Raw genomic sequence first — 24,237 nt, 5'->3', positions numbered from 1 at the left:
GGGCTCCCTTTGTGTTTGCGGATCAGCAATCGGTAATCAGCAGTTGCCTTTTTTCGCCTGGCCGGGCGGGCAGAAATCGCGATCGCGGTCATGGCCGTGCCGATGGCCGCCGTCGTGGTGGCGGTGGTCGTCTTCCCATTCGCGCTCGCGGCGTGCTTCACGGCGGGCTTCTTGCCGGCGCCAGTCGCCTTCGGTCCAGCGCCAGCCGCCGCGGTCTTCGACCCAGCGGCCTGGGGCATAGGCGTATCCCGCGCGCTCGGGCTGCCAGCCGCCCGGGCGCCATCCGTAGGCGCGGCCGTCCCAGGCCCAGCGGCCCGGTACCCAGACGAAGCCGCCGCGTGGTGGGGGCAGAGGCTCGTAGCGCGGCGGCGGCGGTGCCGTCATCACCAGTCCGGGCACGTTGATGTTGACCGAGACTTGCGCGTTGGCGGCAATGGGGCTTGCAAGGATGGAAAGGGCGCCGGCCGCGGCCAGCACTGCGATTCGAATCTTCATGGATGATCCTCCGTTTTAAATGAGTGGGGCACGATTCCCAACGCAGGCGGCAAGGAATCGGTTGTCAGGCCTTGTGCGCGGCTACAACAGTTACAGCTTCAGCGGTGCGGCGTAGCCCGTCATTTCCAGATAGCCGCGGCCCACGCGGTGGCCTTGGACATCGAGCAGTTCGCTCACGCCTTCCCAGTACACGCCGCCGGTCGAACCGCGGCTGTCGAGTTCCTGGTCGTCGAGCAAGGCGCGCACTTCGAAGTTGCCGGCGGGCGTTTGCACGCGCCATTGCGTCGGGTACTTCGCCTGCGTGCGCGGACTGTCCCAGGTCTTGAGGGCTTCGAAGCGCACTTCGTCGTTCCTGAAGGCTCGTGCCGCGCCATCGCGCTGGCGGAACGAGCCGCCGGTCCACAGCGCGCTGCCGTCGCTGCGCCGCAGGCGGAAGGCGGTGAGGGCGCTGCCGTCGTCGAGGTTCATGCCGATCCAGTCCCAGCCCACGGCCTCGGGGTGCATCAGCGCTTCGCTCCATTCGTGGTCGAGCCACGCGGCGCCGGCGACATCGAAGGCTTGTCCCTTGAGCGTGAGCCTGCCCTGGGCCTTGAGTTGCGGCTCGCTGTAGTAGTAGCTCGCCTGCGATTCCTCGGGGCCCTTGCGCGAGAGGCCGGCGTTGCCTTGCAGAAGCACCGGCTGCGTCGGCGTGAAGCGCAGCTCGAGCGTGAATTCGCCGGCCGGAATGCGCGCAACGTAGAGCCCGTTCTCCCGCACCAGCGACCAGTCGCGGATGCGCACGTCGGTGTCGTTGGTGCCGGCTTCGGCCACGCCAAAGCCCGCGCGTGCGATGCGCTGGTCGTGCAGCAGCACGCGGCCTTCGAGGTCGGTGACGGCCGCGTGCGCGAACACGAGATGCTTCGCGGCGAAGGCCGAGCGCATGCCCTGCGTGGCGTCGACGCGCGAGCGGAAGAAGGTCACCTGGAAGCCGAACTCTCGTCCGCCCGGAGTCTTCGCGTGGCCGGTGACGTACCACCATTCGGTGTGCAGGTCGGGGTGGCTGCCGAAGTCGCGCGGGAACTCCATCCGGCGCTCGGGCAGTGCCCACGCCGTCAGCGGCCCGGCCGCGAGCGCCGCCAGCAGCAGGCCGCGCCGCGAGAGGCCGAACAGCGGCGAAGGAGGAGGCCTCATGCCGCCACCAGCGCATCGATGCGCCGCTGCGCCGGCGCGATGTCGCCGAAGGCATTCCGCACCCAGCTCGCATCGTGGTAGCTCGGCAGATAGCGCTCGCCCGCATCGCACAGCAGCGAAAGAATGGAGCCCTGCTGTCCCGCCGCGCGCATTTCGTGCGCCACGGCCAGCATGCCGATGAAGTTGGTGCCCGTCGACGGCCCGACCTTGCGGCCCAGCAGTGCCGACAGTGCATGCATCGCCGCCACCGAGTCGAGGTTCGGCACTTCGATCATCCGGTCGACCAGCGTGCGGATGAAGCTGGGCTCCACGCGCGGCCGGCCGATGCCTTCGATGCGTGAGCCCGCGTCCGTCAGCGAGGTATCGCCCGTGCGGTGGTAGGCCGAGAACACGGAGCCCTCGGGGTCGGGCACGCACACCTGCGTGTCGTGGCAGCGATAGCGCAGGTAGCGCCCGATGGTCGCGCTGGTGCCGCCAGTACCCGCGCCCACCACGATCCACTTCGGCACCGGATGCCGCTCGCGCGCCATCTGCTGGAACATGCTCTCTGCGATGTTGTTGTTGCCGCGCCAGTCGGTCGCGCGCTCGGCATACGTGAACTGGTCCATGTAGTGGCCGCCGCTGCGCTCGGCCAGCGCGCGCGCCTCTTCGTACACCTGGGCGGCATGGTCCACGAAGTGGCAGCTCGCGCCGTAGAAGGCGATCTGCGCGACCTTCTCGGGCGAGGTGGTACGCGGCATCACGGCGATGAAGGGCAGGCCCAGCAGCCGCGCGAAGTAGGCCTCGCTCACGGCCGTGGAGCCACTCGAGGCCTCGACGATGGTGGTGCCCTCGCGCACCCAGCCGTTGCACAGCGCGTAGAGAAAGAGCGAACGCGCGAGCCGGTGCTTGAGGCTGCCGGTCGGGTGCGTCGATTCGTCCTTCAGGTAGAGGTCGATGCCGTGCGCCGCGAGCGAGGGCAGGGGCAGCGGGATCAGGTGCGTGTCGGCGCTGCGCTGGTAGTCGGCCTCGATGCGGCGAATGGCGCTGTCGAGCCAGGCGTTGCAGGACGAAGAAGAAAGTATTTGCTGCATATCGGCCTCAGTCTACAAGTCATGGTTTGTAACCCGGCGCGGCCGTAAATCGGGATACTGTGCGCTGCCGCTCACAAGGCAGAGGAGACGGAGACACATGAAAAAAACGAACCTGGGCGCCGTTGCGCTCGCGGCCCTCGCATTGTCCGGCTGCGCCAGCAGCCCTTCCGGCAACGGCCTGCCGACGCGGCCCTCCTCGTCGTTCGCAGTGCCGGGGCTCGAGAAGCCCGCCGAGGTGCTGATCGACCGCTGGGGCGTGCCGCATCTCTATGCGGGCACGCTCTACGACGCCTTCGTGGCGCAGGGCTACATCGCCGCGCGCGACAGGCTCTGGCAGATGGACCTGTGGCGCAAACGCGGCCTCGGCGAAATGGCCAGGGACTTCGGCCCGGCCTGGGTCGAGAGCGATCGCGCCGCGCGCGCCGTGCTCTACCGCGGCGACATGTACCGCGAATGGCTCGCCTACGGCTCCGACGCCAAGCGCGTGGCTGAAGCCTTCACCGCGGGTGTCAACGCCTACGTGGCACAGGTGCGCGCACAGCCCGCACTGCTGCCCGCAGAATTCGCGCTGCTCGGCTACCAGCCCGCGACATGGTCGCCCGAGGACGTGGTGCGCATCCGCCACCACGGCCTCACGCTCAACTTCACTTCCGAGATCGAACGCGCCCGCGCGTTCTGCGGGGGCGCTGCCGGCGTCAAGGCCGACTGGCTGCGCCGCGAGCTCGATCCGCCCGTCACGCCGCGCGTGCCGCCGGGGCTCGACCCGTGCGGCATTCCGGCCACCGAATTGCGCGCGGCCTACCTGCGCGCCACCGAGCCGCCGCAGTTCACCAAGGCCAATACGCGGTTGGGCGTGAACGCGGGCGCGACTGTCGTGCCCGTGTCCCTGCTGCCCGGCAGCGCGGAAGCCACGGCGCAGCTGGGAGAAGAGCAGCAGCAAGCGTCGCAGGGCGACCCGACTGGCGCCTACGGCAGCAACAACTGGGTGATCTCGCCGAAGCTCACCGCCACCGGCCGGCCCATCCTGGCCAACGACCCGCACCGCTCGCACGGCGCGCCGAGCCTGCGCTACATGACGCACCTGAGCGCGCCTGGCATGGACGCCATCGGCGCAGGCGAGCCTTTCCTGCCGGGCCTGTCGATCGGCCACAACGGCACCATCGCCTTCGGCCTCACGCGCTTCTACATGGACCAGGAAGACCTGTACGTGTACCAGCTCAACCCGAGCGACCCCGGCGAGTACCGCTACCAGGGCCGCTGGGAGCCGATGACGCGCGTCACGGAGCGCATCGAGGTGAAGGGCGAGAGCGCGCCGCGCGAGGTGGTCAACACCTTCACCCGCCACGGCCCCGTGCTGCTGGCCGAGCCCGGCAAGCAGCGCGCGTATGCGTTGCGCGCCGCGTGGCTGGAGCCTGGCATGGCGCCGTATTTCGGTTCGATGGACTACATGCGCGCGCGCAACTGGGACCAGTTTCGCGCGGCCATGAACCGCTGGGGCGCGCCAGGCGAAAACCAGGTCTACGCCGACACCAGCGGCAACGTCGGCTGGATTCCCGGCGGCCTCACGCCCATCCGGCCCAACTGGGACGGCCTGATGCCGGTGCCCGGCGACGGGCGCTACGAGTGGGCGGGCTTTCGCAACGGCGACGAGTTGCCTTCGGAGTTCAACCCCGCGCGCGGCTATGTCGTGACGGCCAACGAGAACAACATTCCGCCCGACCACCCCGCCGCGAAGAAGGGCGTCGGCTACGAGTGGAGCGACGCGGCCCGCGCACGCCGCCTCGAGGCGCTGTTCGCGGCCAGGGTGGCGGCGGGCTCGCGCTTTACCGTCGAGGACTCGCAGCGCATGCAGAACGACATCGTCGCCACGCCCGCGCAGCGGCTGCTCAAGCTGCTGGCCGGCTTGCGCAGCGACGATCCGCAGACCGCTTCGGCGCTGCGCATGCTCCAGGGCTGGGACGGCGCCATGGACCGCGACAGCGCCGCCGCCGCGCTGTACGAAGTCTGGAGCAGCAAGCCCTTGCGCGCGGCCGTGCTCAAAGCCGGCGCGGGCGATGCGGGCGCCGCGCTGGCCGGGCCCGGCGACAACACGCGCATGGTGCTGCTGCTCGAGAACCCGTCCGGCTGGGTCACGAACGAGCAACGCGACGCGCTGTTGCTCGAGGCCCTGCCGCTCGCCATGCAGGAACTCAGCGCCAGGCTCGGCCCCGATGCCGCTGCATGGAAGTGGGGCACGCTGCATCGCGCCGAGTTCCGCCATCCGCTGGGTGGCGTGGTCGATGCGGCCACGCGCAAGAAGCTCGACGTGGGTGACTGGCCCATGTCCGGCTCGGCCTTCACGCCGATGGCCGCCACCTATCGGCCAAGCGACTACAAGTTGACTGCGGGCGCCTCGTTCCGCATGGTGCTCGACGTGGGCAACTGGGACGCGTCGCGTGTCATCAACACGCCGGGCCAGTCGGGCAACCCCGACAGCCCCAACTACCGCGACCTGGCGCCACTGTGGTTGGAGGGCAAGTACGTGCCGCTGGTCTATACACGCGCCGCGGTCGAGAAGGAAACCGTGGAGCGCATCCAGCTGACGCCAGACCGCTGAGGCCGGGACGGCAGGCGAAGCACCTGCCTACCAGTCTTCCTTCACCGCCAACACCACATCCCTGCCGGCCGCCGCCCGCCCTGCCAGCCAGGCGGTGACGGTGCCCGCCACCACCACCGCGCCGCACAGCGCCAGCAGCCGCAGCCACGGCACCAGCAGGTCCATGCTCCAGTGGAAGCTCTGCGGGTTCACCACCTTCACCAACACCACCGACACGGCCAGCCCGAGCAGCAGCCCCGCGACCGCGCCGATGGCCGTCCACGCGGCGCCTTCGCCCGCCACTACCGCCAGCACCTGCCGCCGTGTGAAGCCCAGGTGTGCGAGCAGGCCGAACTCCTTGCGCCGTGCCAGCACCTGCGCGCTGAAGCTCGCGGCGATGCCGAACAGGCCGATGGCGATGGCCACCGCCTGCAGCCAGTAGGTCACGGCAAAGCTGCGGTCGAAGATGCGCAGCGAGGTCGTGCGGATCTGGCCGACCGAGGCGATCTCGACGGACTCCGCGGAGCCGCCTTCCTGGCGCGCCGCCAGTGCGCGCACCTGTGCCTGCACCGCGCCCTCCGGCGCACCGGGCGCGAGCCACAGCGCCACGTCGCTCACGTTGCGTTCGCCGGTGATGCGTTCGAAATCGCGCGCGTCCATCGTGACCGCGCCGAACTGCCGCGCATAGTCGCGCCACACGCCCGCCACGAAGAACACCTGCGGCTTCTTCGTGCCGGCTGCCACGCCCATTGCGGCCGACAGCGGCGCGAACGCGGTGCCCGGCTTCGCGCCGTACAGCTCGACCATCGGCTCGCTCACGTAGATGCCGACCTGCCCCTCGGGCACCGGCAGCGCGGCGCCCACCAGCGGCAGCGACTGCGTGGCGCCGCCTTCGAGGCTGCGCGCGATCAGCGTGACCGCGGGCCGGGTCGCGTCGAGCTGCAGTGTCTTCGTGCGCAGCGTGCCCGTGCGCGCCACGCCGGGCAACTGCGCCAGCGCCTGCACGAAGGCGGGCGGGAAGGTCGCGGTGTCGGTGCTGCTGCTGTTGCCGGCGTTGCTGCCGCGCCCACCCGCAGTGGCGCGCAGGTACAGGTCGGCCGGCAGGACCACGTCGAGCCAGTGCGTGACCGAATCGCGAAAGCTGGCGACCATCACCGTGAGCGCGACCGCGAGGCTCAGGCTCGCGACCACGCCGCTCACTGCCACGGCCGCCGTGCCCCGCATGCGGCGCGCGCGCTCGATGGCCAGCATCGGCAGCACGCGTTGCGCGAACGCGGGCGCGATGCGGTCGTACAGCAGCGCGATGAGCCAGGGCAGGGCGGTGATGCCGCCCACCAGCAGGCAGGCCACCGACAAATACGCGGCCACCGGAATGCCGCCGATGGCCGGCACGTTGGCCAGCACCGCGCCGAGCGCGATCAGCCCCAGCGCCAGCCAGTGGCTGTTGCCCTGGGTAGGCGCCGCGCCCAGCCCCTTGAGTGTTTGCGCTTCGGGCAGCGCCTGCGCCGCGCGCGCGGGCCACCAGCCGCCCACCAATGCGGCCACCACGCCGAGCCCGCCGTAGAGCGCTGCCGCGCCGCTGCTCCAATGCAGCTTGGGCGCGACGCCTTCGAAATACCCGCCGCCCAGGTCGCCGCCGAGCACCCGCAGCGCAAAGGCCGCGAGCGCGGTGCCGAGCACGAGCCCGGCCGTGCTGCCGATCAGACCCAGCACCAGCGATTCGGTCAGCACCAGCCGCAGCCGTTCGCGCGGCATCAGGCCCAGCACGCCGAGCAGCGCGAACTGCTGCGCGCGCTTGGCCACGCTGAGCGCCAGCACCGAGAACACCAGGAACGCGCCCGTGAAGAGCGCCACCAGCGCCAGTACCGTCAGGTTGACGCGGTAGGCGCGCGACAGGTTGCTCACGCGCTCGGCCGCATCGCCGGGCTCGGCGAACTGCACGCCTGCGGGCCAGCCCGGCGACTGCTGCAGCGAGGCCATGAAGGCGGCCCTGTCGGTACCGGGTGCCAGCCGAAGGTCGATGCGGCTGAGCCGGCCGACCTGGCCGAACAGCTCCTGCGCGGCCGCGATGTCCATCACCGCGAGCGCCGAGCCGCTGGCGGCGACGTGGCCGGACACGTCGAGCCGCTGCCAGGCATCGCCGCTGCGCAGCTGCATCGTCTCCACGACGCCACCGCCGGGCGCTTGCGCGGGCAGGCCCAGAGCAGTGCGCGCCGCGGTGTTGAGAAACACATGGCCCGGTGCGAACAGCGCAAAGCGATCGGCACCGGCTGCGGCCTGTGGCATCAGCGCCGGAGCGATGGCAGGCAGCACCAGCGCATCGACGCCGATCACGCGCATCGGCACCTGGCGTTCGCCCGCCAGCGCCAGGCCCTGGAACTCGACCACGGGGCTCGCCAGCGTCACCTGCGGATGACGGGCCAGCCGCGCGAACACGGCCTCGTCGAAGCCGCCCTGCACGGCGCGCACTTCCAGGTCGGGCTGGCCGTTGACCGAGCGCACCGCGCTCGCGAACTCGTCGAGCGCCGACGCATTGATCAGCTGCACCGAGAAGGCCAGCGCCACACCCAGCATCACCGCCAGCACGGCCGCCGCATTGCGCCAGGGGTGATGGCGGAGTTCCTGCCAGGAGAAGGTGGTGAGCAATGCGCGCATGGGCCGATTGTCGCGATGTGCACGGATCGAAGCTGCTGGTGCGCGAGACTGAGCCGGTGGCCGCGCCGCGGGAGTGACGGCGGCGTTGATGAAGAGCCGGCCGCTCAGAGCCGGTCCGACATCGCATGCAGATACGCACGCACCACCGCGCTGGCGCTGAGCCCGATGGCCCGGTCGTAGGCCTGCCGTGCCGCCGCCCGTGCACCGCCGGCCGCGAGCAGATGGGCGCGCGCCGCCCAGAAGGGCTGGTAGTTCGTCACCTCATTGGCCGCAATGGCATCGAGCGCCCGCAGGCCGGTTTCAGGTCCGCGCGCATTGGCGAGCGCGCAGGCGCGGCTGACCTGTGCTCCGACGCTCGGCCGCAGCGCCAGCAAGCCCTCGTACAGGGCCACCAGTGTTTCGGGCGGCACCGGTGCGCCGGCGCGGCGCTCGCAGTGTGCCGACTGGATCGCCGCCTCCAGCTGGTAGGCGCCGAGCGACTGCATAGCGCAGGCCCGCCGCAGATGGTGTTCAGCTTGCGCGAGCAGTTCATGGTCCCAGCGCGTGATGTCCTGCTGATCGAGCGGCACATAAGCGCCGGCATCGCTGCGGCGCGCGGCCGTGCGGGCCTCGCAGAACAGCATCAGCGCGAGCAGGCCGAGCGGCTCGGGTTCGTTCGGCATCAGGCCACAGAGGATGCGGCAGAGATCGATGGCCTCGGCCGTGAGGCCGCGGGGCAGGGCGTCGGCGCCGTCCACGTCGTCCCAGCCGGTGCCGTAGGCGGCGTAGATGCCGTCGAGCACGTCCTGCAGCCGCTGCGGCAGGTCGCGCGCTCGCGGATATTCGAAGGGAATGCCGGCCGCGCGGATGCGGGCCTTGGCGCGCACCAGCCGCTGGCCCAGCGTGGCCGGCGCGGTGAGGAAGGCGCCGGCCATGCGCGCGGCGTCGAGCCCGAGCACGGTCTGCAGCATGAGCGGTGCGCGCGCGGCCGCGTCGATGGCCGGATGCGCACACACGAAAAGCAGGCGCAGCCGCTCGTCGGGCACGGCCGCGCCGTCGGTGGTGCCTTCGTCGACCTCGCCGGCCAGCAACATCAGGCTTTGCGTGGCCGCGTCCTGTACGCGGGTGTGGCGCCAGGCGTCGAGCTTGCGGTGCCGCGCCACGCTCAGCAGCCATGCGTCGGGCTGTGCGGGAATGCCATCGGCCGGCCAGCGCTCGAGTGCTCGCGCGAAGGCGTCGGCCAATGCGTCTTCGGATGCGGCGATGTCGTGCGTGCGCGCCGACAGGATGGCCAGCAGCCGGCCATACGAATCGCGCGCCGCACGCTCGGCGGCCTGGCGAGCTGCCGGATTGCTCACCCGAGAACCTCCGCGCTCCGCGCTGCGGTATTCGCCTTGAGAGCGGCCCGGCGGCTCATGCCGTTGCTACGGCCGTGGCCGTGAAGACGGGCCGGACCTCCACTCCACCGCTGGTGGCGCAGGGGGCACGCGCCGCCCACTCGAGTGCCACGTCGAGGTTGGGCACGTCGACCACGAAGTAGCCGCCGAGCTGCTCCTTGGTGTCGGCGAAGGGGCCGTCCTGCACCTGGCGCTTGTCGCCGCGCACGCGCAGCGTGGTGCCGGTCATGGGCGGGAAAAGGCCGTGGCCGCCGAGCGAAATGCCGGCCTGGCGCACGGCGTCGGCGTACGCGACCCAGCTGGCCCGGTAGGCCTGCGAGGACGCATCTTCGCGTTGTTCGAATTCGGCCGCGGGCTGATAGAACATCAACATGTACTGCATGGTGTCTCTCCGTCATGGAAAAGGCTGTCGAGCAGGATCGCTCACCACAATGACGGCCCGCCGGCGGTCATTTCGACACGCAGGGCGTGCCGAGCAGAAGATTTTTTACGCGATTGCCGTCGGGTGCAATGCCCGCCCCGAAGGCGCGAACATCGCCTCCATCTCGCTGCGCAGCTTGTAGGCTGCGGTCGTCCTGTCGATCGCCACGTCGGCCCAGCTCAGGCTCTGGCCCTTCTTCACCGGGCGCACCAGCTTGACGTTGTGCGCCAGCCCGAGCGGCAGGCCGCCCAGGCGCAGAGAGCGCTCGGCCGGCAGCAGCTTGCCCCACACCGTGTAGCCGCCTTCGCCGTCGAGCATTTCGCCTGCCGGCAGGTCGCGCTTGGCGGTGGCGACCACGTCGGCGTTCCAGCAGGTGGCGACACCGGTGGGCTCGCCGCGCAGCGCTACGCTGGCCACCGACATGCCGACTTCGAGGCCGATCAGATGCCAGCGCTTGTAGAGCGTGAAGTAGCGCCCGCTGGGGTCGGTGTGGGCGTTGTATTCCTCGAAGCAGTTCCGGATGTAGTCGGTCTCGGCCTCGACCGTGACCCACACGCCCATGCGGATGTCGTACGGGATCTTCCGCCCGTCGGCCTCCAGCGAGGACACCACCTCGACCATGCCCTTGCGCTCCAGCACGCCGCCCTCGCTCTTCGGCCGCGTGACGAAGGGAATGTCCTCCACGCTCGCGGGCGGGTAGAGCAGGCCGTCCGACGGCACGGTGAGGCCGGTGGCGTTGGCGACCGCCGAGCTTTCGATGGAAGGCTTGGAGCCGTCGAGAAAGCTGTTGAACATCTTCGGGTTGAGACCGCCGCGCCTGGCCTGCTCGGGCGTGAGGCCGTAGTTGTCCCACACCGTCTCGGGAGTCGATTCGGTGAAGTGCGGCAGCCACTTGTGGCCGCGCCCGGCCGCCACCACCGGAAAGCCGCAGGTGCGCGCCCAGTCGACCAGGTCGCAGATCAGCGCGGGCTGGTCGCCGAAGGCGAGCGAATACACCACGCCGGCCTGCTGTGCCCGGCGGGCGAGCAGCGGGCCGCAGAAGGCATCGGCCTCGACCGTCACGTTCACCACGTGCTTGCCGTGCGCGAATGCATCCAGGCAGTGGTCGACCGCGGCGATCGGGTTGCCCGTGCACTCGACCACGATGTCGATCGATGGCTCGCGCGTCACGGCCTGCCAGTCGTCGGTGATCCAGGTGGTGCCTTGCTTCAGCGCTTCCTGCACCGAAGCCGCGGCGGCGCGCCCCGCCTTCCAGCCCACGCGTTCGAGGTTGACACGGGCCGCGTCGGGCGAGAGGTCGGCAATGGCGACCAGTTGCACGCCGGGCGTGCGCGGAATCTGCGCGAGGTACATCGCGCCGAACTTGCCGGCGCCGATCAGGCCGATGCGGACGGGGCGGCCTTCGGCGGCGCGCTGCTGCAGGCGGGCGTGCAGACTCATGTCGTTCAGGCCTCCACGGTGTCGAGCGCGTCGAGCGAGGTGCGCGATGCGCTCTCTGGCAGGCCGTTCTTCCACGGCACCTCGACGGGGTAGGGCTTCAGCAGGCAGTCGTCGGGCAGCATCTCGATGGGCGTGAAGTTTCGGTGCGCGATGTACTCGGGCCGCTTGTGGCGCCGGATGTGGTTGCTGACGGCGCACAGGCTCAGGTACACCGCCACGCGGTTGAAGGGCGAGAGGTTGCTGCCCGATGCATGTACGAGGCAGCTGTGAAAGAGGATCATTGAGCCGGCCGGGCCCTTGGGCGAGACGATGCCGCCGTGCTTGCCGCCCGCGCGATCCACCAGCTGGCGGATCAGGTCGTTGTCCACGGTCCACAGCGGGTAGCTGGTGGTCGTGAGGTCATGCTTCGCATCGACCACGCCCTTGCGGTGGCTGCCCGGAATGAACATCAGCGGGCCGTTGTGCTCGGTCACCTCGTCGAGAAAGATCGCGACGTTCATCGCGCGTTCGGTGGGCATCAGGTCATCGTTGAGCCAGGTGCCGTAGTCCTGGTGCCACTGCCACACGTCGCCCTCGAAGGCCATCTTGCCGTTGATCTTGAACTGGTGCATGTAGACCTCTTCGTCGAAGAGGTCGGTCACCGGGCCGACCATGCGCGGATGGCGCGCCAGGCGGGCGAAGGGCTCGCTGACGAGGTGCGCGGCAAAGTTCGTGCGCACGGCGTCGGAGCCTTTCTCGCGCACGTTGAAGGCCTCGCGCCTGCTGTAGAGATCGGGCACCGCGTCGGTCAGCACCCTGGTTTCTTCAGCCGAGAAATGGCCGGGGAAGAACAGATAGCCGTCGCGCTCGAACTGCGCGCGTTGCTCGGGGGGCAGCTTCATGCCTTGTCTCCTTTTTTCTGCGTGGTGGTGGATGCGGTGCGCGCCAGTTGCTGCGCGAGCCGTTCGCTCAATGCCTGGCTGGCCCGAGAGACGTGTTCTTCGCTCAGGCGTGCGGCGCGGTCCGCGTTGCCGGCGGCAATGGCCGCGGCGATCGCCTCGTGCTCGTCCCACAGCGATTCGCGCTGCGGCTCCGCCTGCAGCACCGCGCCCATCGCGCGGCGCAGGTGACGCCAATGCGGGTCGGCGCTCTGGCCGATCAGCGGGTTGCCCGAGGCCTCGTAGATGGCCTGGTGAAAGGCCACGTCCGCATCGATCATGGCTTCGACGTTGCGCCCGCGCGCGGCACGCCGGCCGCGTTCGATGAGCTTCGGGTCGATGCGAAAACGCTGGCGCGCCGCGAGCCGTGCGGCCAGCACGTCGAGCGCGCCACGCACCTGGTAGACCTGGCGCATCGCCTCGGCTTCCAGCGGCGCCACCAGCACGCCGCGGCCGGGCGCGTCGAGCACGAAGCCGTCTTTCTTGAGCAGCCGCAGCGCCTGGAGCACGGGCTGGCGAGACACCGAGAGGCGCTGAGCGATGTCTTCCTGCGTGATGCGTTCGCCCGGCGCGAGCGTGCCGCTGCTGATGGCGCCGAGCAGGGCGCGGTAGACCTGGTCGACGAGATCGGGGGCGACTTCGATGCTGAGGAGCTGGGCGGGCATGTCGGCTTTCTTTGAACTCTGTATACAGAGTACAGAAATTGCGCGAGCATGCATCCCGGGTTTTTACCCATCGGGGCTGCAAAAAAACGTGAGCCCCCGCTAAGCTCGGCCCATGCAACTACCTACCTATGACGACGTCATTGCCGCGGCCGCGCGGCTCGAAGGCCATGCCCACCGCACGCCGGTGCTGCGCTCGGCCACCGCCAACGAACGCTGGGGCGCCGAGTTCTTCTTCAAGTGCGAGAACTTCCAGCGCATGGGCGCATTCAAGTTCCGCGGCGCGTTCAACGCGCTGTCGAAGTTCGATGCCGCGCAGCGCAAGGGCGGCGTGATCGCGTTCTCGTCGGGCAACCATGCGCAGGCCATCGCGCTGTCGGCGCGCCTGCTGTCGATGCCGGCGGTGATCGTCATGCCCAAGGACGCGCCCGCCGCCAAGGTCGCTGCCACCAAGGGCTACGGCGCGGAAGTGGTGATGTACGACCGCTTCACCGAAGACCGCGAGGCGCTGACGAAGCGGCTCGCGCAGGAGCGCGGCATGACGATGATCCCGCCCTACGACCATCCCGACGTGCTTGCGGGGCAGGGCACGGCGGCGAAGGAACTGATCGAGGAAACCGGCCCGCTCGACCACCTGTTCGTGTGCCTGGGCGGCGGCGGGTTGCTGTCGGGTTCGGCGCTGTCGGCGCGCGCGCTGGCGCCGAACTGCAGGGTCTATGGCGTCGAGCCCGAGGCGGGCAACGACGGCCAGCAGTCGTTCCGTGCGGGGAAGATCGTGCACATCGAAACGCCGAAGACCATAGCCGACGGTGCACAGACGCAGCACCTGGGCGAGTACACCTTCGGCATCATCCGCCGTGACGTGGACGACATCTTCACCGTCACCGACGAGCAGCTCGTCGACGCGATGCGCTTCTTCGCCGAGCGCATGAAGATGGTGGTGGAGCCGACCGGCTGCCTTGCCTTTGCAGGCGCCATTGCGGCCGGCAAGGCCGTCGCCGGACAGCGCGTCGGCATCGTGATCAGCGGCGGCAACGTCGACCTGTCGCGCTACGCCGCGCTGATCGCGCCGCAGTAGTTCAGGCGCGTATTCCGCCGGCCGTCAGGTGCAGGAGGCGGTCGGCCCGGGCCGCCGCGCTCTCGGAGTGCGTCACCAGCACCAGCGACGCACCGTGCTCGCGGGTCTGGCTGATCAGCAGTTCCATCACCTTTGCAGCGGTGGACGGATCGAGGTTGCCCGTGGGCTCGTCGGCCAGCAGCAGGGCGGGGCGGTGCACCAGCGCGCGCGCAATCGCCACGCGCTGCAACTGGCCGCCCGACAGCGTCTGCGGCAGCCGAGCGCCCATGCCGGGCAGGCCCACCGATTCGAGCATGTGCGCGACGCGGGCGTCGTCCTTCTGCTGTGCGCCGAGCAGCATCAGCGGCAGCGACACGTTCTGCGCCACGTCGAGGTGCGGCAGCACGTGGAAGGCCTGGAACACGAAGCCGACGTGCCGCCGCCGCCAGAGCGCGCAGGCCTCGCCGTCGAGCGCGCCGATGTCGGTGCCTTCGTGCGTGACCGTGCCCTGGTCCCAGCTGTCGAGGCCGGCCATGCAGTTGAGCAGCGTCGACTTGCCGACGCCCGATTCGCCTACGACGGCGACGAACTCGCCGGGCCGGACCTCCAGCGTCACGTTCTCGAAGACAGGCGCATCGCCGTAGTGCTTGCCGAGGTTGGAAATGCGCAGCGTCATCCGGGGCTTGTGGTCTTGGCGATCAGTTGAACGGCGGCCTGCACCGCGTCGGGCGCGTCGCAGGCGATCACGGTGCGCTGCGGCATGCTGCGCAGCCAGGTGATCTGCCGCTTGGCAAGCTGGCGCGTGGCGGCGATGCCGCGTTCGCGCAACTCGGCCATGGCCTTGGCGGAGGGCGCCGCGTTGTCGCAGGCATCGAGCGTTTCCCACGCCTGCCGGTAGCCGACGCAGCGCATCGAGGGCAACTCGGTCGACAGGTCGCCGCGCGCGCGCAACGAGCGCACTTCGTCGAGGAAGCCGGCCGCAAGCATCGCGTCGAAGCGCTCGGCGATGCGCGTGTGCAGCCAGGCGCGGTCGGCCGGTTCGAGCGAGAACAGCACGCCGCCTTCGACAGCCTTGGCGGTCTTGTTGTCGCTCGCATGAAAGCTCGACAGCGGCTGGCCGCTGCTCTCCCACACTTCGAGCGCGCGCTGGATGCGCTGGCTGTCCTGCGGCGCGAGCCGCGCGGCCGTGACCGGGTCGACCTGCGCGAGCCGCGCGTGCATGGCCGGCCAGCCGAGCGTGGCGGCTTCCGCATCGATGCGCGCGCGCACTGCGGCATCGGCCGTGGGCATGGCGTCGATGCCGTCGAACAGCGCCTTGAAATAAAGCATCGTGCCGCCCACCAGCAGCGGCAGCGCGCCGCGCGCGCGGATCTCGCCGATGAGCCGAGTGGCGTCGGCCACGAACGCGGCGGCGCTGTAGCTCTCGCGCGGATCGAGGATGTCGATCAGGTGATGCGGCACGGCGGCCTGTTCGGCGGGCGTGGGCTTGGCGGTGCCGATGTTCATGCCGCGGTAGACGAGTGCCGAATCCACCGAGACGATTTCCACCGGCTGGATGCGCGCGAGCGCCAGCGCGGCGGCCGTCTTGCCCGAAGCGGTGGGGCCGGCGAGTGCGACGTAGCGCGGCGGACCCGGGGGTGCCGCGGTGGGCGTGGCCGGGGGAGCGGCCTCGGCGGCCGGTACGGAGCGGGGAAACATGATGCGCCGAGGGTAGCAAATGGCGCGCGCCGGTCAGCGCGTGCGCGGCGGATGCCCCCGGGCGGCTCAAGTCGCTTCGCGCATCCGCCGGATGTCGCGCAGCGGCGGCGCGCCGAACAGGCGCGCGTACTCGCGGCTGAACTGCGAGGCGCTCTCGTAGCCCACGCGCACGCCTGCGGTGCCGGCGTCGATGCCCTGGTTCAGCATCAGCTGTCGCGCTTCCTGCAGGCGCAGCTGCTTCAGGTACTGCATCGGGCTCATGCCCGCCATGGCCCGGAAGTGCTGGCGGAAGGTCGAGGGGCTCATGTTCGCGGATGCGGCCAGCGCGTCGGCCAGCACGGGCCGCGTGAAATTCATCTTGAGCCAGGCCATGCTCTGGGCCACCTGCTGACTCGGCGAGCCGATCGCCACCAGGCGCTGCAGCTGCGGGCCGTGGCGCCCCGCCAGCAACCGCACGAGGATCTCCTGCTGCAACAGCGGCGCGAGCTGCGGCATCAGCCGGGGCTCGGCGAGCAGCTGGACGAGCCGCGTGACCGCGCCGAGCAGCGTCGGGTCGAGTTCGCCGAGAGACATGGCGCGCTGGGTGCCGTCCCTGGCCGGCGGGGGCAAGGCCATCTCGGCGGCAGCCTGCACGACGGCGCGCGGGTCGAGCCGCAGCATCAGGCCCATGAAGGGCTGCGTGGCGCTGGCCCGGGTGATGTGCGTCACCACAGGCAGGTCGGCGGTGGTCAGCAGCGATTGGCCCGCCGAATAGTCGAACACCTCGTCGCCGAGCGCCACCCGCTTCTGCCCGCGGATGGTGATGCCCACGCCGAAGCCGTAGATGCAATGCAGCGGCTCGGTCGTGGTGCTGCGACGGTGCAGCGAAAGCTCGGGAATGGCCGTCACGTAGTCGCCGTCGCTGTGGGCGATGTGTGCGACCGCCCGGGCCAGATCGTCCAATGCACCCGGTTCGCCCGATTCGCCGTGCTGCGCCGGCTGTGCCGCTTCCATCTGAATCCTTTCGAGTGACGCGAACGAAAAAGTCTAGCCCGCGCGCCTGGCAGGGCCTGCGTTTTCGATGCAGTTTCGGTGTTTCAGGCAAGAACGAGAGCGAATCAGGCAAGTGGCTGGCCGGTCTTCGTCCGACACTCGCGGGCAGCGCTCCTCGGTGCACCGGCGTTGCATCCGATGCGGTCCGCGGGGGAGTGTCCGTCGAATCAGACAACCCGCTTTTTTCCACGGTGCCACGATGAAAACAGAAACGACTTCTCTCTACCGGAACCTGCCGCGCGGCACGGGCCGCATCGCCTCCCTTGCCTTGGCCGCGGCCTTCGGCGCGAGCGCGCTGTGGCCGCTGCACGCCGCTGCGAGCCAGGCGCTGGCGCAAAAGTATTCATGCGTCGCATGCCACCAGCCCGCGACCAAGGTGGTGGGCCCGTCCTGGAAAGACATCGGCGCCAAATACGGCGACGGCAAGGGCACGGCCGCACAGTTGGCCGCAAGCATCAAGGCCGGCAGCTCGGGCAAATGGGGCGCGATGCCGATGCCGCCGCAGGCCCAGGTGCCCGACGCCGACCTGCAGTCGCTGGCCCAGTGGCTGCTCGACGGCGCCAAGTGAATCCGACCCTCAACCACCCACGGAGAAAAAGAACATGAGTGCGCTCCACGTCAATGGCCGTGAACACACGGTCGATGCCGATCCCGGCACCCCCATCCTCTGGGCCCTGCGCGACTCGCTGGGCATGACCGGCACCAAGTTCGGCTGCGGTGCCGCGCTTTGCGGTGCCTGCACCGTGCACATGGACGGCCAGGCCATCCGCTCGTGCATCACGCCCATCGCCGCGGCCGAAGGCAAGAAGATCACCACCATCGAGGCCGCCACCGACGGCAGCGACAAGGTCGGCGCCGCGGTGCACGCCGCCTGGGTGCGGCACGACGTCGCGCAGTGCGGCTACTGCCAGAGCGGCCAGATCATGAGCGCGACCGCGTTCCTGAGGTCGCTCCCCGCGGGCAAGCAGCCCAGCGCCGACGAGATCGACTCGGCCATGGCCGGCAACATCTGCCGCTGCGGCACCTATGCGCGCATCCGCGCCGCCGTGGCCGATGCGGCCCGAACCCTCGCCTGAAGGAGTCCTCATGCTGCCCTCCATCGACTACCACGACCTGCCGCGCGCCCTGCAGCGCCTGATGGCCCAGGCTTCGGCCGAAGAGCCCGCCACGCTGCCTCGCCGCAGCTTCCTCAAGATGGCCGGTGCCGGCGGCCTCGCGCTCGGCGCCTTTCCCCACCTGGCCATGGCGCAGGCCGATGGTGCAAAGCCAGCGGCCGGCGGCCTCAAGCCGACGCAGCAACCCTCGGCCTTCGTGCAGATCGCGCCCAGCGGCGAAGTCACGGTGACCATCAACCGGCTCGAATTCGGCCAGGGCGTGCAGACCGGCCTGCCGATGATCCTGGCCGAGGAACTGGACGCCGACTGGGCGCTGGTGCGCAGCCGCAACGGCACGAACGATGCGGCATACGCAGACCCGCTGTTCGGCATGCACCTGACCGGCGGCTCCAATTCGATCAAGAACAGCTTCACGCAGTACCGCGAACTCGGCGCCCGCGCCCGGGCCATGCTGCTGTCGGCTGCGGCGGCGCGCTGGAAGGTCGACCCGGCCACGCTGCGCACGCAGGCCGGCACGGTGCTGGGCCCGGGCGGCCGCAAACTGGGCTACGGCGAACTGGCCGAGGCGGCCATGGCGCTGCCGGTGCCCGAGAAGGTCACGTTGAAGAACCCCAAGGACTTCCGGATCATCGGCCGCGCAACGACGCGCCTGGACGCGCGCGCCAAGAGCAGCGGAAAGCAGGACTTCGGCATCGACGTGCGGCAGCCGGGCCAGCTCACGGCCGTGGTGGCGCATCCGCCGGTGTTCGGCGCTCGCCTGGCCTCGGTGGACGACAGCGCCGCGCGCGCCGTCAAGGGCGTGAAGGCCGTGGTGCGCATCCCGCTGGACCGCGGCGCCGAAGGCGTGGCCGTAGTGGCCGACGGCTACTGGCCGGCCAAGCTGGGCCGCGACGCGCTGAAGCTGCAATGGGACACGGCCGCCGTGGAAAAGGTGGACAGCGACAAGCAACTGGTCCAATACCGTGACCTCGCCGGCCGCCCCGGCAATCGCAAGTTCGACGCCGACATGGCACCGCTGGCCACCGCGCCGCGCAAGCTCGAGGCCGAGTTCGTGTTTCCGTACCTCGCGCACGCGCCGATGGAGCCGCTGAACTGCACCGTGAAGCTGTCGGACGGACGCGCCGAACTGTGGGTCGGCACCCAGAGCGCCGACCTCGACGGCCAGGCTGCGGCACGCACGCTGAAGCTCGATCCCTCGCAGGTGAAGGTGAACGTGCAGATGGCGGGCGGCGGTTTCGGCCGGCGCTTCGTGGGCTCGAGCGACTTCGTGGTCGAGGCCTGCGAGATCGCCAAGGCCACGCGCGCGGCAGGCCTCGACGCGCCCGTGCGCCTGCTGTGGAGCCGCGAGGACGACATCAAGGGCGGCTACTACCGCCCCATGCACCTGCACCGCGCGCGCATCGGCTTCGACGAGCGAGGCAAGATCCTGGCTTGGGACCACGTCATCGTGGGCCAGTCCATCACCGCGGGCACGGTGTTCGCCGGGATGATGGTGAAGGACGGCATCGACGCCACGGCCGTCGAGGGCATGCGCGATCCGTACCCGGTGCCGATGCGCCTCACGGTGCACCATCCGCAGGTCAACGTGCCGGTGCTGTGGTGGCGCAGCGTGGGTTCCACCCACACCGCCTTCGTGATGGAAACACTGATCGACGAGATCGCCCGCAGCACCAGGCAGGACCCGGTGGCCTACCGCATGCAGCTGTTCGGCGACAAGCACCCGCGCCATCGCGCCGCGCTGCAGCTGGCCGTGGACAAGAGCGGCTACGGCAAGAAGAAGCTGGCGGATGGCCGCGCCTGGGGCGTGGCGGTGCACGAGTCCTTCGAATCTGTGGTGGCCTACGTGGTGGAAGCCTCGGTCAAGGACGGCCAGCCGGTGCTGCACCGCGTGACCAGCGGCGTGCACTGCAACCTCGCCGTCAACCCGCGCAGCGTGGAGGCGCAGGTGCAGGGCGCGGCGGTGATGGGGCTGTCGACCTGCCTGCAAGGCAGCGCGATCACGCTGAAGGACGGCGTGGTGCAGCAGGGCAACTTCGGCGACTTCACCGTGGCGCGCATCACGCAGGTGCCGGAGTTCGACATCCACATCGTGCCCAGCGCCGATGCGCCCAAGGGGATGGGCGAGCCCGGCCTGCCGCCGCTGGCGCCCGCGTTCGCCAATGCCGTCGCGCAGCTGACGGGCAAGCCTTTGCGGCAGCTGCCTTTCAACCTGGCCTGATACGGGATTGCGTTCGAAGGGGGTTGTCCTTTCGAACGCCGTCCGGGCTAGATCGCCGCGGGCACGCTGCTCGTGCGCGCCTCGCCGCGCACGTCCTGCGAAGCCACCGAGGGCGGCGACAGCTTCGGCTGGTTGCGCGCCACCATGCCCTCGGGCTTCATGCGGAACAGCTGTGTCAGCGCCGCGCGGTATTGCGCCTCGCCGACCGAGTTGGTGTTGTGGTGCGAGCCGCCTTCGACCAGCACGAACAGCTTGGGCACGGTGGCCGCGTCGTAGAGCTTGCGGCCCAGCGTGGGGTTGATCAGGCTGTCGGCCGTGCCATGCACCACCAGCAGCGGCGCACCGATGTCCTTGACGGTGTTGATGGCCTCGAAGCGCTGCGTGATGAGGGCCCCGAAGGGAAGCCAGCCCCACTTGAAGCCGCTGACCACGTCGGCGATGGAAGTGAACGTGCTCTCCACGATGGTGCCGCTTTCGTCGTTCACATGCGCCGCCAGGTCGATGCCGATGGCGCCGCCCAGCGAGTGGCCGAAGATGTAGCGGTGCTGCCTGGGATGGCGCGCAGCCAGCCAGGTCCAGGCGGCGCGGGCGTCCTCGCGGGCCGACTCTTCCGAGGGCAGGCCCTTGGAGCTCTTGCCGAAGCCGCGGTAGTCGATCGCCAGCACCGAGAAGCCCAGCTCGTGCATGCGCTGGATGCGCGGCGCCGAGCCGGCCACGTTGTAGCGGGCGCCGTGCAGGTACAGCAGCACGGGCGTGTCAGTGGTCTCGGGCGCGCCGCCCAGCCACAGGCCGTGCAGGCGGGCGGGCTCACCGGTGGTGGACGACTGGAAATCGATCCACACGTCTTCCATGCCCTTGGCCATGGTGGCGGTATTGCCCCAGCTGCTATCGCTGGGCTGAAAGATCCATTCGCGCTGCCGCTCGTCGAGCGTCGAGCAGCCGGCGGCCAGCAGGGCACACAGCGAGAGGACAGACGCGAGGAGGGTCCAGCGTTTCATCATGGGGTTGAAAGACAGCAGAGCCGGCTGAAAAGTTCATCTGCTTTCACCGAGGTGCGCCGACACTGCACTTTGGTAACCCCCCGAAACAACGCTCGCTGGCGCCTTGACGAACCTATGCAACGTACGTGCCCACAATTCCGATGACGGCGGAAAACCCTAGAAAAAAGGCCTAAAAACGCGGATCTGCCTATCGGCCGCGCATGAACAGCGAATCGAGCTCGCGGATCGACAGCTGGCGCCAGGTCGGCCGGCCGTGGTTGCACTGGTCCGAACGTTCTGTTGCTTCCATCTGGCGTAACAGTGCGTTCATCTCGTCGATGGTGAGCTTTCGGTTGGCCCGCACTGCCCCGTGGCAGGCCATGGTGGACAGCAGTTCGTTCTGGGCGCGTTGCACCACGGTGCTCGCGTCGTGCTGGCCCAGCTCGGCCAGCACGCTGCGCGCCAGTTCCACCGGATCGCCGTCGGCCAGTGTTCCGGGCACGGCACGCACCGCGAGGGTGCGCGCCGAGAAGGGGGTGATTTCCAGGCCCAGCGTCGGCAGCACTTCGGCGCAGGCTTCGGCCGTGGCCACTTCCTGCGGCGTGGCGGCGAAAGTGGCCGGGATCAGCAGCGGCTGGCTGGCGATGGCCGCGCCGTCGAGCTGCGTCTTGAGCCGCTCGTAGACGATGCGCTCGTGCGCAGCGTGCATGTCGACGATCACCAGGCCCTGGCTGTTCTCGGCCAGGATGTAGATGCCCTGCAGTTGGGCCAGCGCGCGGCCCAGCGGCCAGGCCCCCTCGTTGGTGGCGAGGGGGGCGGTGTCGGCGCGGTCGTTCGCGGGCAGCTCTGCGGATGGCGGGAACGTCGTCGCAACCGCACTGGCGGAAGGCCAAAGGAGCGAGGCGGTGGGCTCCGCCGTATGCGCCAACTGCTCGCTGCGCCTGGGCCACATGGCCTCGAAGTCGCCGGCGCCGCGTTCCCGCGCCGTGAAATTGATGCCGGGCTGGGCCCAACTGGCGTTCGATGGCAGCGGGGCCTGCTTGAAGAACGGCTGCGGTGCGCCCGCGGCCACCACGGCGTCGCCCGCGCGTGGAGCCGCCAGCGCGTCCTCGATGGCGTGGCGCACCGCCTGGTGCACCTCGCGCCCGTCGCGAAAGCGCACTTCGATCTTGGTCGGATGCACGTTCACGTCGACGCGCGCCGGATCGATTTCGAGGTACAGCGCATAGATCGGCTGGCGCTGTCCGTGCAGCACGTCTTCGTACGCGCTGCGCACTGCGTGCGAGAGCACCTTGTCGCGCACGAAGCGGCCGTTGACGTAGAAGAACTGCTGGTCGCCGCGCGAGCGCGCCGCATCGGGAATGCCGGCGCGGCCGATCACGCGCACCGGGCCGCCTTCGCGCTCGACGGCCACGCTCTGCGCCACGAAATCGTCGCTCAGTGCGTCGGCCAGCCGCTGCTCGCGCGTGGTGGCGGCGCGCCACTGCTCGACCAGCTTGCCGTCATGCCAGACCGAAAAGCCCACCTCCGGCCGTGCCAGCGCGTGGCGGCGCACCGCCTCGATGCAATGGGCCAGTTCGGTGGCGTCGGTCTTCAGGAACTTGCGGCGCGCGGGGGTTGCGAAGAACAGCTCGCGCACCTCGACCGTGGTGCCGGTGGAGCGGGCCACGGGCCGCAATTCGCCGGTGCGGCCGTCGAGTGCGAAGGCACCCTCGGAACCGGCGAAGCGCGAAAGGATGCTGAGTTCGGCGATCGCATTGATGGCGGCCAGCGCTTCGCCCCGGAATCCCATGGTGCCGACCGTTTCGAGGTCGTTGAGGCTCGCGATCTTGCTGGTCGCGTGGCGGCGCAGGGCCACCGTGAGTTCCTCGCGCGGGATGCCCAGGCCGTCGTCCTCGACCGAGATCAGCCGCACGCCGCCCGAGGCCAGCCGCACCGTGATCTGGCCGGCGCCGGCGTCGAGCGCGTTGTCCAGCAGTTCGCGCACCACCGAGGCGGGGCGCTCGACGACTTCGCCGGCGGCGATCTGGCTGATCAGCTCGTCGGGGAGTTCGCGGATGGGGCGGCGTTCGGTGGGGGAGATGGAAGTGGGGAGGGCGCTCACCGGGGCATTCTAAAAGCGGTGCTCGTTCAGGCGCTGGCCCGCATCGGTGGCACGCGTATGTGCGGCATGGGGTGATTGGCAGGGCGTTCGATGGCAGCAAGGATAATCCGCCCCCATGGAAATCATCAGCTTTCTCGTCGACTTCATCCTTCACGTCGACAAGCACCTCGAAGCCTTCGTCATTGCCTACGGGCCCTGGGTCTATGCGCTGCTGTTCCTCATCGTCTTCGTAGAGACCGGCGCGGTGGTGATGCCGTTCCTGCCCGGGGACTCGCTGCTCTTCATCGTGGGCGCGCTGTGCGGCGTGGGGCTCATGAGCTTTCCGCTGGCCTGCGGGATCCTCATCGCCGCGGCCATCCTGGGCGACCAGTGCAACTATTCGATCGGCCGCTACTTCGGGCCGAAGGTGTTCCAGTGGGAGAACTCGCGCTTCTTCAACCGCAAGGCCTTCGACCAGGCCCACGGCTTCTACGAGCGCTATGGCGGCATCACGATCATCCTTGCGCGTTTCATGCCCTTCATCCGCACCTTCGCGCCGTTCGTGGCCGGCGTGGCCGAGATGAGCCGCGCGAAGTTCACCATGTACAACGTGATCGGCGGGCTCCTCTGGGTGCTGGGCATCGCGACCGCGGGTTACTTCTTCGGCAACCTGCCCTTCGTGCGTCAGCATCTGGACAAGATCATCTGGGCGCTGATCTTCGTGCCCGGCCTGCTCGCGATCTTTGGCGCGTGGCGTGCATCGAAGGCAGAGAAGGAGCGCGCGGCGCGGGCCTGACGACTTGCTCCATCAACGACAAAGCGCGCCAATCGGCGCGCTTTGTCGTTCAGGCTGCTATCAGTAGTTCGGCCCGTTGCCCGGGTAGTAGCCGCTGCCCCGCGGATAGCGCTGCTGGTTGTAGTAGTAGTTGCGCTCGTCGGCACTGCGACCGATCTGGTTGCCGATGACGCCGCCGATGGCCGCGCCACCCACCGTGCTTGCGGTGTTGCCGCCGATGGCATTGCCCACCAGCGCGCCGCCTACGGCGCCTACCCCGGTCCCGAGATTCTGGTTAGGGCCGCTCGCGCAGCCTGCAATCGCCATGACCGAAGTGGCTGCGGCTGCAGCGATCCAGAGACGTGTGTTCATGATGTCCACCTTTCGAGGAGTGATGAGTCATCATGTCCGCAAGGCGGTGCCCCGGTGTAGGAGCCTGCCGCACCTGCCTGTGCGGTGTAGCGGGCCGCACGGCGTGGGACGGAAGGCGTGCTT

At 69.5% G+C, this 24,237-nt stretch carries 21 protein-coding genes; 6 read left to right on the top strand and 15 right to left on the bottom strand.

The features are described from left to right. Positions 1-36 precede the first annotated feature (36 nt). The 3 genes from ACCD11_RS04015 to ACCD11_RS04005 form a co-directional block, all read right to left on the bottom strand. Positions 37-495: a YXWGXW repeat-containing protein gene (locus ACCD11_RS04015; protein WP_007836611.1), complete on the bottom strand. Its 459-nt coding sequence runs from the start codon at positions 493-495 to the stop codon at positions 37-39. A gap of 90 nt (positions 496-585) precedes the next feature. Continuing rightward, positions 586-1,665: a lipocalin-like domain-containing protein gene (locus ACCD11_RS04010; RefSeq protein ID WP_413312540.1), complete on the bottom strand. Its 1,080-nt coding sequence runs from the start codon at positions 1,663-1,665 to the stop codon at positions 586-588. Beyond that, positions 1,662-2,738, bottom strand: coding sequence for a PLP-dependent cysteine synthase family protein (locus tag ACCD11_RS04005; RefSeq protein WP_413312538.1), 1,077 nt, complete (start codon positions 2,736-2,738; stop codon positions 1,662-1,664). Before ACCD11_RS04005 ends, ACCD11_RS04010 begins: the two co-directional genes overlap by 4 nt. Positions 2,739-2,835: 97 nt before the next feature. On the opposite strand from ACCD11_RS04005, the gene ACCD11_RS04000 reads away from it, so the two are divergent. Beyond that, the gene (locus ACCD11_RS04000) at positions 2,836-5,334 is read left to right on the top strand and encodes a penicillin acylase family protein (RefSeq protein ID WP_413312536.1); all 2,499 of its coding nucleotides are present in this window, start codon (positions 2,836-2,838) and stop codon (positions 5,332-5,334) included. A gap of 27 nt (positions 5,335-5,361) precedes the next feature. Here the strand turns inward: ACCD11_RS04000 and ACCD11_RS03995 are convergent, their stop codons facing one another. The 6 genes from ACCD11_RS03995 to ACCD11_RS03970 form a co-directional block, all read right to left on the bottom strand. Beyond that, entirely contained in the window at positions 5,362-7,968 is a 2,607-nt protein-coding gene (locus ACCD11_RS03995) for an FtsX-like permease family protein (protein WP_413312534.1), read from the bottom strand. A gap of 104 nt (positions 7,969-8,072) precedes the next feature. Beyond that, a complete protein-coding gene (locus ACCD11_RS03990; RefSeq protein WP_413312532.1) occupies positions 8,073-9,305 on the bottom strand; it encodes an RNA polymerase sigma factor in 1,233 nt (410 codons plus the stop codon). A gap of 55 nt (positions 9,306-9,360) precedes the next feature. Further along, positions 9,361-9,726: a YciI family protein gene (locus tag ACCD11_RS03985; protein WP_007836593.1), complete on the bottom strand. Its 366-nt coding sequence runs from the start codon at positions 9,724-9,726 to the stop codon at positions 9,361-9,363. Between the two features lie 105 nt (positions 9,727-9,831). Continuing rightward, entirely contained in the window at positions 9,832-11,205 is a 1,374-nt protein-coding gene (locus ACCD11_RS03980) for an NAD(P)H-dependent oxidoreductase (RefSeq protein ID WP_413312530.1), read from the bottom strand. 5 nt (positions 11,206-11,210) lie between these two features. Beyond that, the gene (locus tag ACCD11_RS03975; RefSeq protein ID WP_413312528.1) at positions 11,211-12,086 is read right to left on the bottom strand and encodes a phytanoyl-CoA dioxygenase family protein; all 876 of its coding nucleotides are present in this window, start codon (positions 12,084-12,086) and stop codon (positions 11,211-11,213) included. Beyond that, on the bottom strand, positions 12,083-12,787 hold the full coding sequence (locus tag ACCD11_RS03970) for a GntR family transcriptional regulator (protein ID WP_413312526.1): 705 nt from the start codon (positions 12,785-12,787) through the stop codon (positions 12,083-12,085). Before ACCD11_RS03970 ends, ACCD11_RS03975 begins: the two co-directional genes overlap by 4 nt. Positions 12,788-12,899: 112 nt before the next feature. Here ACCD11_RS03970 and ACCD11_RS03965 point away from each other — a divergent pair, with 112 nt between their 5' ends. Then, the gene (locus ACCD11_RS03965) at positions 12,900-13,862 is read left to right on the top strand and encodes a threo-3-hydroxy-L-aspartate ammonia-lyase (RefSeq protein ID WP_413312524.1); all 963 of its coding nucleotides are present in this window, start codon (positions 12,900-12,902) and stop codon (positions 13,860-13,862) included. Position 13,863: 1 nt separating this feature from the next. On the opposite strand, the gene ACCD11_RS03960 is transcribed toward ACCD11_RS03965, so the two are convergent. The 3 genes from ACCD11_RS03960 to ACCD11_RS03950 all read right to left on the bottom strand — a co-directional run bounded on the left by ACCD11_RS03960 (position 13,864) and on the right by ACCD11_RS03950 (position 16,532). Then, positions 13,864-14,517, bottom strand: a complete 654-nt coding sequence (locus ACCD11_RS03960; RefSeq protein WP_413312522.1) for an ABC transporter ATP-binding protein — start codon at positions 14,515-14,517, stop codon at positions 13,864-13,866. Continuing rightward, positions 14,514-15,539: a tRNA (adenosine(37)-N6)-dimethylallyltransferase MiaA gene (gene miaA, locus ACCD11_RS03955; protein WP_413312520.1), complete on the bottom strand. Its 1,026-nt coding sequence runs from the start codon at positions 15,537-15,539 to the stop codon at positions 14,514-14,516. The genes ACCD11_RS03960 and miaA overlap by 4 nt, the downstream gene beginning before the upstream one ends. Positions 15,540-15,605: 66 nt before the next feature. After that, entirely contained in the window at positions 15,606-16,532 is a 927-nt protein-coding gene (locus tag ACCD11_RS03950) for an AraC family transcriptional regulator (RefSeq protein ID WP_413312518.1), read from the bottom strand. Between the two features lie 238 nt (positions 16,533-16,770). Between ACCD11_RS03950 and ACCD11_RS03945 the strand changes: the two genes are divergently transcribed. Genes ACCD11_RS03945 through ACCD11_RS03935 form a run of 3 tightly spaced genes read left to right on the top strand, consistent with a single transcriptional unit; the run spans position 16,771 to position 19,904 of the window. Beyond that, positions 16,771-17,139, top strand: a complete 369-nt coding sequence (locus ACCD11_RS03945) for a c-type cytochrome (RefSeq protein WP_413312517.1) — start codon at positions 16,771-16,773, stop codon at positions 17,137-17,139. 34 nt (positions 17,140-17,173) lie between these two features. Further along, a complete protein-coding gene (locus ACCD11_RS03940) occupies positions 17,174-17,647 on the top strand; it encodes a (2Fe-2S)-binding protein (protein ID WP_413312516.1) in 474 nt (157 codons plus the stop codon). Between the two features lie 10 nt (positions 17,648-17,657). Beyond that, positions 17,658-19,904, top strand: coding sequence for a molybdopterin cofactor-binding domain-containing protein (locus ACCD11_RS03935; protein ID WP_413312514.1), 2,247 nt, complete (start codon positions 17,658-17,660; stop codon positions 19,902-19,904). Between the two features lie 47 nt (positions 19,905-19,951). Here ACCD11_RS03935 and ACCD11_RS03930 read toward each other — a convergent pair whose 3' ends face one another. Then, positions 19,952-20,905 (bottom strand): alpha/beta hydrolase, encoded by a 954-nt coding sequence (locus tag ACCD11_RS03930; protein ID WP_413312513.1) that lies wholly within the window; start codon positions 20,903-20,905, stop codon positions 19,952-19,954. 187 nt (positions 20,906-21,092) lie between these two features. Then, a complete protein-coding gene (gene mutL, locus ACCD11_RS03925) occupies positions 21,093-22,988 on the bottom strand; it encodes a DNA mismatch repair endonuclease MutL (protein WP_413312511.1) in 1,896 nt (631 codons plus the stop codon). A 115-nt stretch (positions 22,989-23,103) separates the two neighbouring features. On the opposite strand from mutL, the gene ACCD11_RS03920 reads away from it, so the two are divergent. Continuing rightward, on the top strand, positions 23,104-23,763 hold the full coding sequence (locus ACCD11_RS03920; protein ID WP_007836574.1) for a DedA family protein: 660 nt from the start codon (positions 23,104-23,106) through the stop codon (positions 23,761-23,763). Positions 23,764-23,823: 60 nt separating this feature from the next. Here ACCD11_RS03920 and ACCD11_RS03915 read toward each other — a convergent pair whose 3' ends face one another. Further along, positions 23,824-24,114, bottom strand: a complete 291-nt coding sequence (locus tag ACCD11_RS03915; protein WP_413312509.1) for a glycine zipper domain-containing protein — start codon at positions 24,112-24,114, stop codon at positions 23,824-23,826. Positions 24,115-24,237 lie beyond the last annotated feature (123 nt).

Source organism: Variovorax sp. Varisp36, from assembly GCF_047304235.1.
Classification (GTDB): Bacteria; Pseudomonadota; Gammaproteobacteria; order Burkholderiales; family Burkholderiaceae_C; genus Variovorax.
Note: the sequence above shows the minus strand (reverse complement) of the source record. Positions and strands in the feature narration are given on the sequence as shown.

Bases quoted from the DNA above. Each gene is read 5' to 3' on its own strand.
- miaA (WP_413312520.1), bottom strand. From the start codon at position 15,539: ATGTTTCCCCGCTCCGTACCGGCCGCCGAGGCCGCTCCCCCGGCCACG.
- ACCD11_RS04010 (WP_413312540.1), bottom strand. From the start codon at position 1,665: ATGAGGCCTCCTCCTTCGCCGCTGTTCGGCCTCTCGCGGCGCGGCCTG.
- ACCD11_RS03930 (WP_413312513.1), bottom strand. From the start codon at position 20,905: ATGATGAAACGCTGGACCCTCCTCGCGTCTGTCCTCTCGCTGTGTGCC.
- ACCD11_RS03975 (WP_413312528.1), bottom strand. From the start codon at position 12,086: ATGAAGCTGCCCCCCGAGCAACGCGCGCAGTTCGAGCGCGACGGCTAT.
- ACCD11_RS03965 (WP_413312524.1), top strand. From the start codon at position 12,900: ATGCAACTACCTACCTATGACGACGTCATTGCCGCGGCCGCGCGGCTC.
- ACCD11_RS04015 (WP_007836611.1), bottom strand. From the start codon at position 495: ATGAAGATTCGAATCGCAGTGCTGGCCGCGGCCGGCGCCCTTTCCATC.
- ACCD11_RS03915 (WP_413312509.1), bottom strand. From the start codon at position 24,114: ATGAACACACGTCTCTGGATCGCTGCAGCCGCAGCCACTTCGGTCATG.
- ACCD11_RS03985 (WP_007836593.1), bottom strand. From the start codon at position 9,726: ATGCAGTACATGTTGATGTTCTATCAGCCCGCGGCCGAATTCGAACAA.
- ACCD11_RS03995 (WP_413312534.1), bottom strand. From the start codon at position 7,968: ATGCGCGCATTGCTCACCACCTTCTCCTGGCAGGAACTCCGCCATCAC.
- ACCD11_RS03920 (WP_007836574.1), top strand. From the start codon at position 23,104: ATGGAAATCATCAGCTTTCTCGTCGACTTCATCCTTCACGTCGACAAG.
- ACCD11_RS03950 (WP_413312518.1), bottom strand. From the start codon at position 16,532: ATGGAAGCGGCACAGCCGGCGCAGCACGGCGAATCGGGCGAACCGGGT.
- ACCD11_RS03980 (WP_413312530.1), bottom strand. From the start codon at position 11,205: ATGAGTCTGCACGCCCGCCTGCAGCAGCGCGCCGCCGAAGGCCGCCCC.
- ACCD11_RS03970 (WP_413312526.1), bottom strand. From the start codon at position 12,787: ATGCCCGCCCAGCTCCTCAGCATCGAAGTCGCCCCCGATCTCGTCGAC.
- ACCD11_RS03960 (WP_413312522.1), bottom strand. From the start codon at position 14,517: ATGACGCTGCGCATTTCCAACCTCGGCAAGCACTACGGCGATGCGCCT.
- ACCD11_RS04005 (WP_413312538.1), bottom strand. From the start codon at position 2,738: ATGCAGCAAATACTTTCTTCTTCGTCCTGCAACGCCTGGCTCGACAGC.
- ACCD11_RS03935 (WP_413312514.1), top strand. From the start codon at position 17,658: ATGCTGCCCTCCATCGACTACCACGACCTGCCGCGCGCCCTGCAGCGC.
- ACCD11_RS03940 (WP_413312516.1), top strand. From the start codon at position 17,174: ATGAGTGCGCTCCACGTCAATGGCCGTGAACACACGGTCGATGCCGAT.
- ACCD11_RS04000 (WP_413312536.1), top strand. From the start codon at position 2,836: ATGAAAAAAACGAACCTGGGCGCCGTTGCGCTCGCGGCCCTCGCATTG.
- ACCD11_RS03945 (WP_413312517.1), top strand. From the start codon at position 16,771: ATGAAAACAGAAACGACTTCTCTCTACCGGAACCTGCCGCGCGGCACG.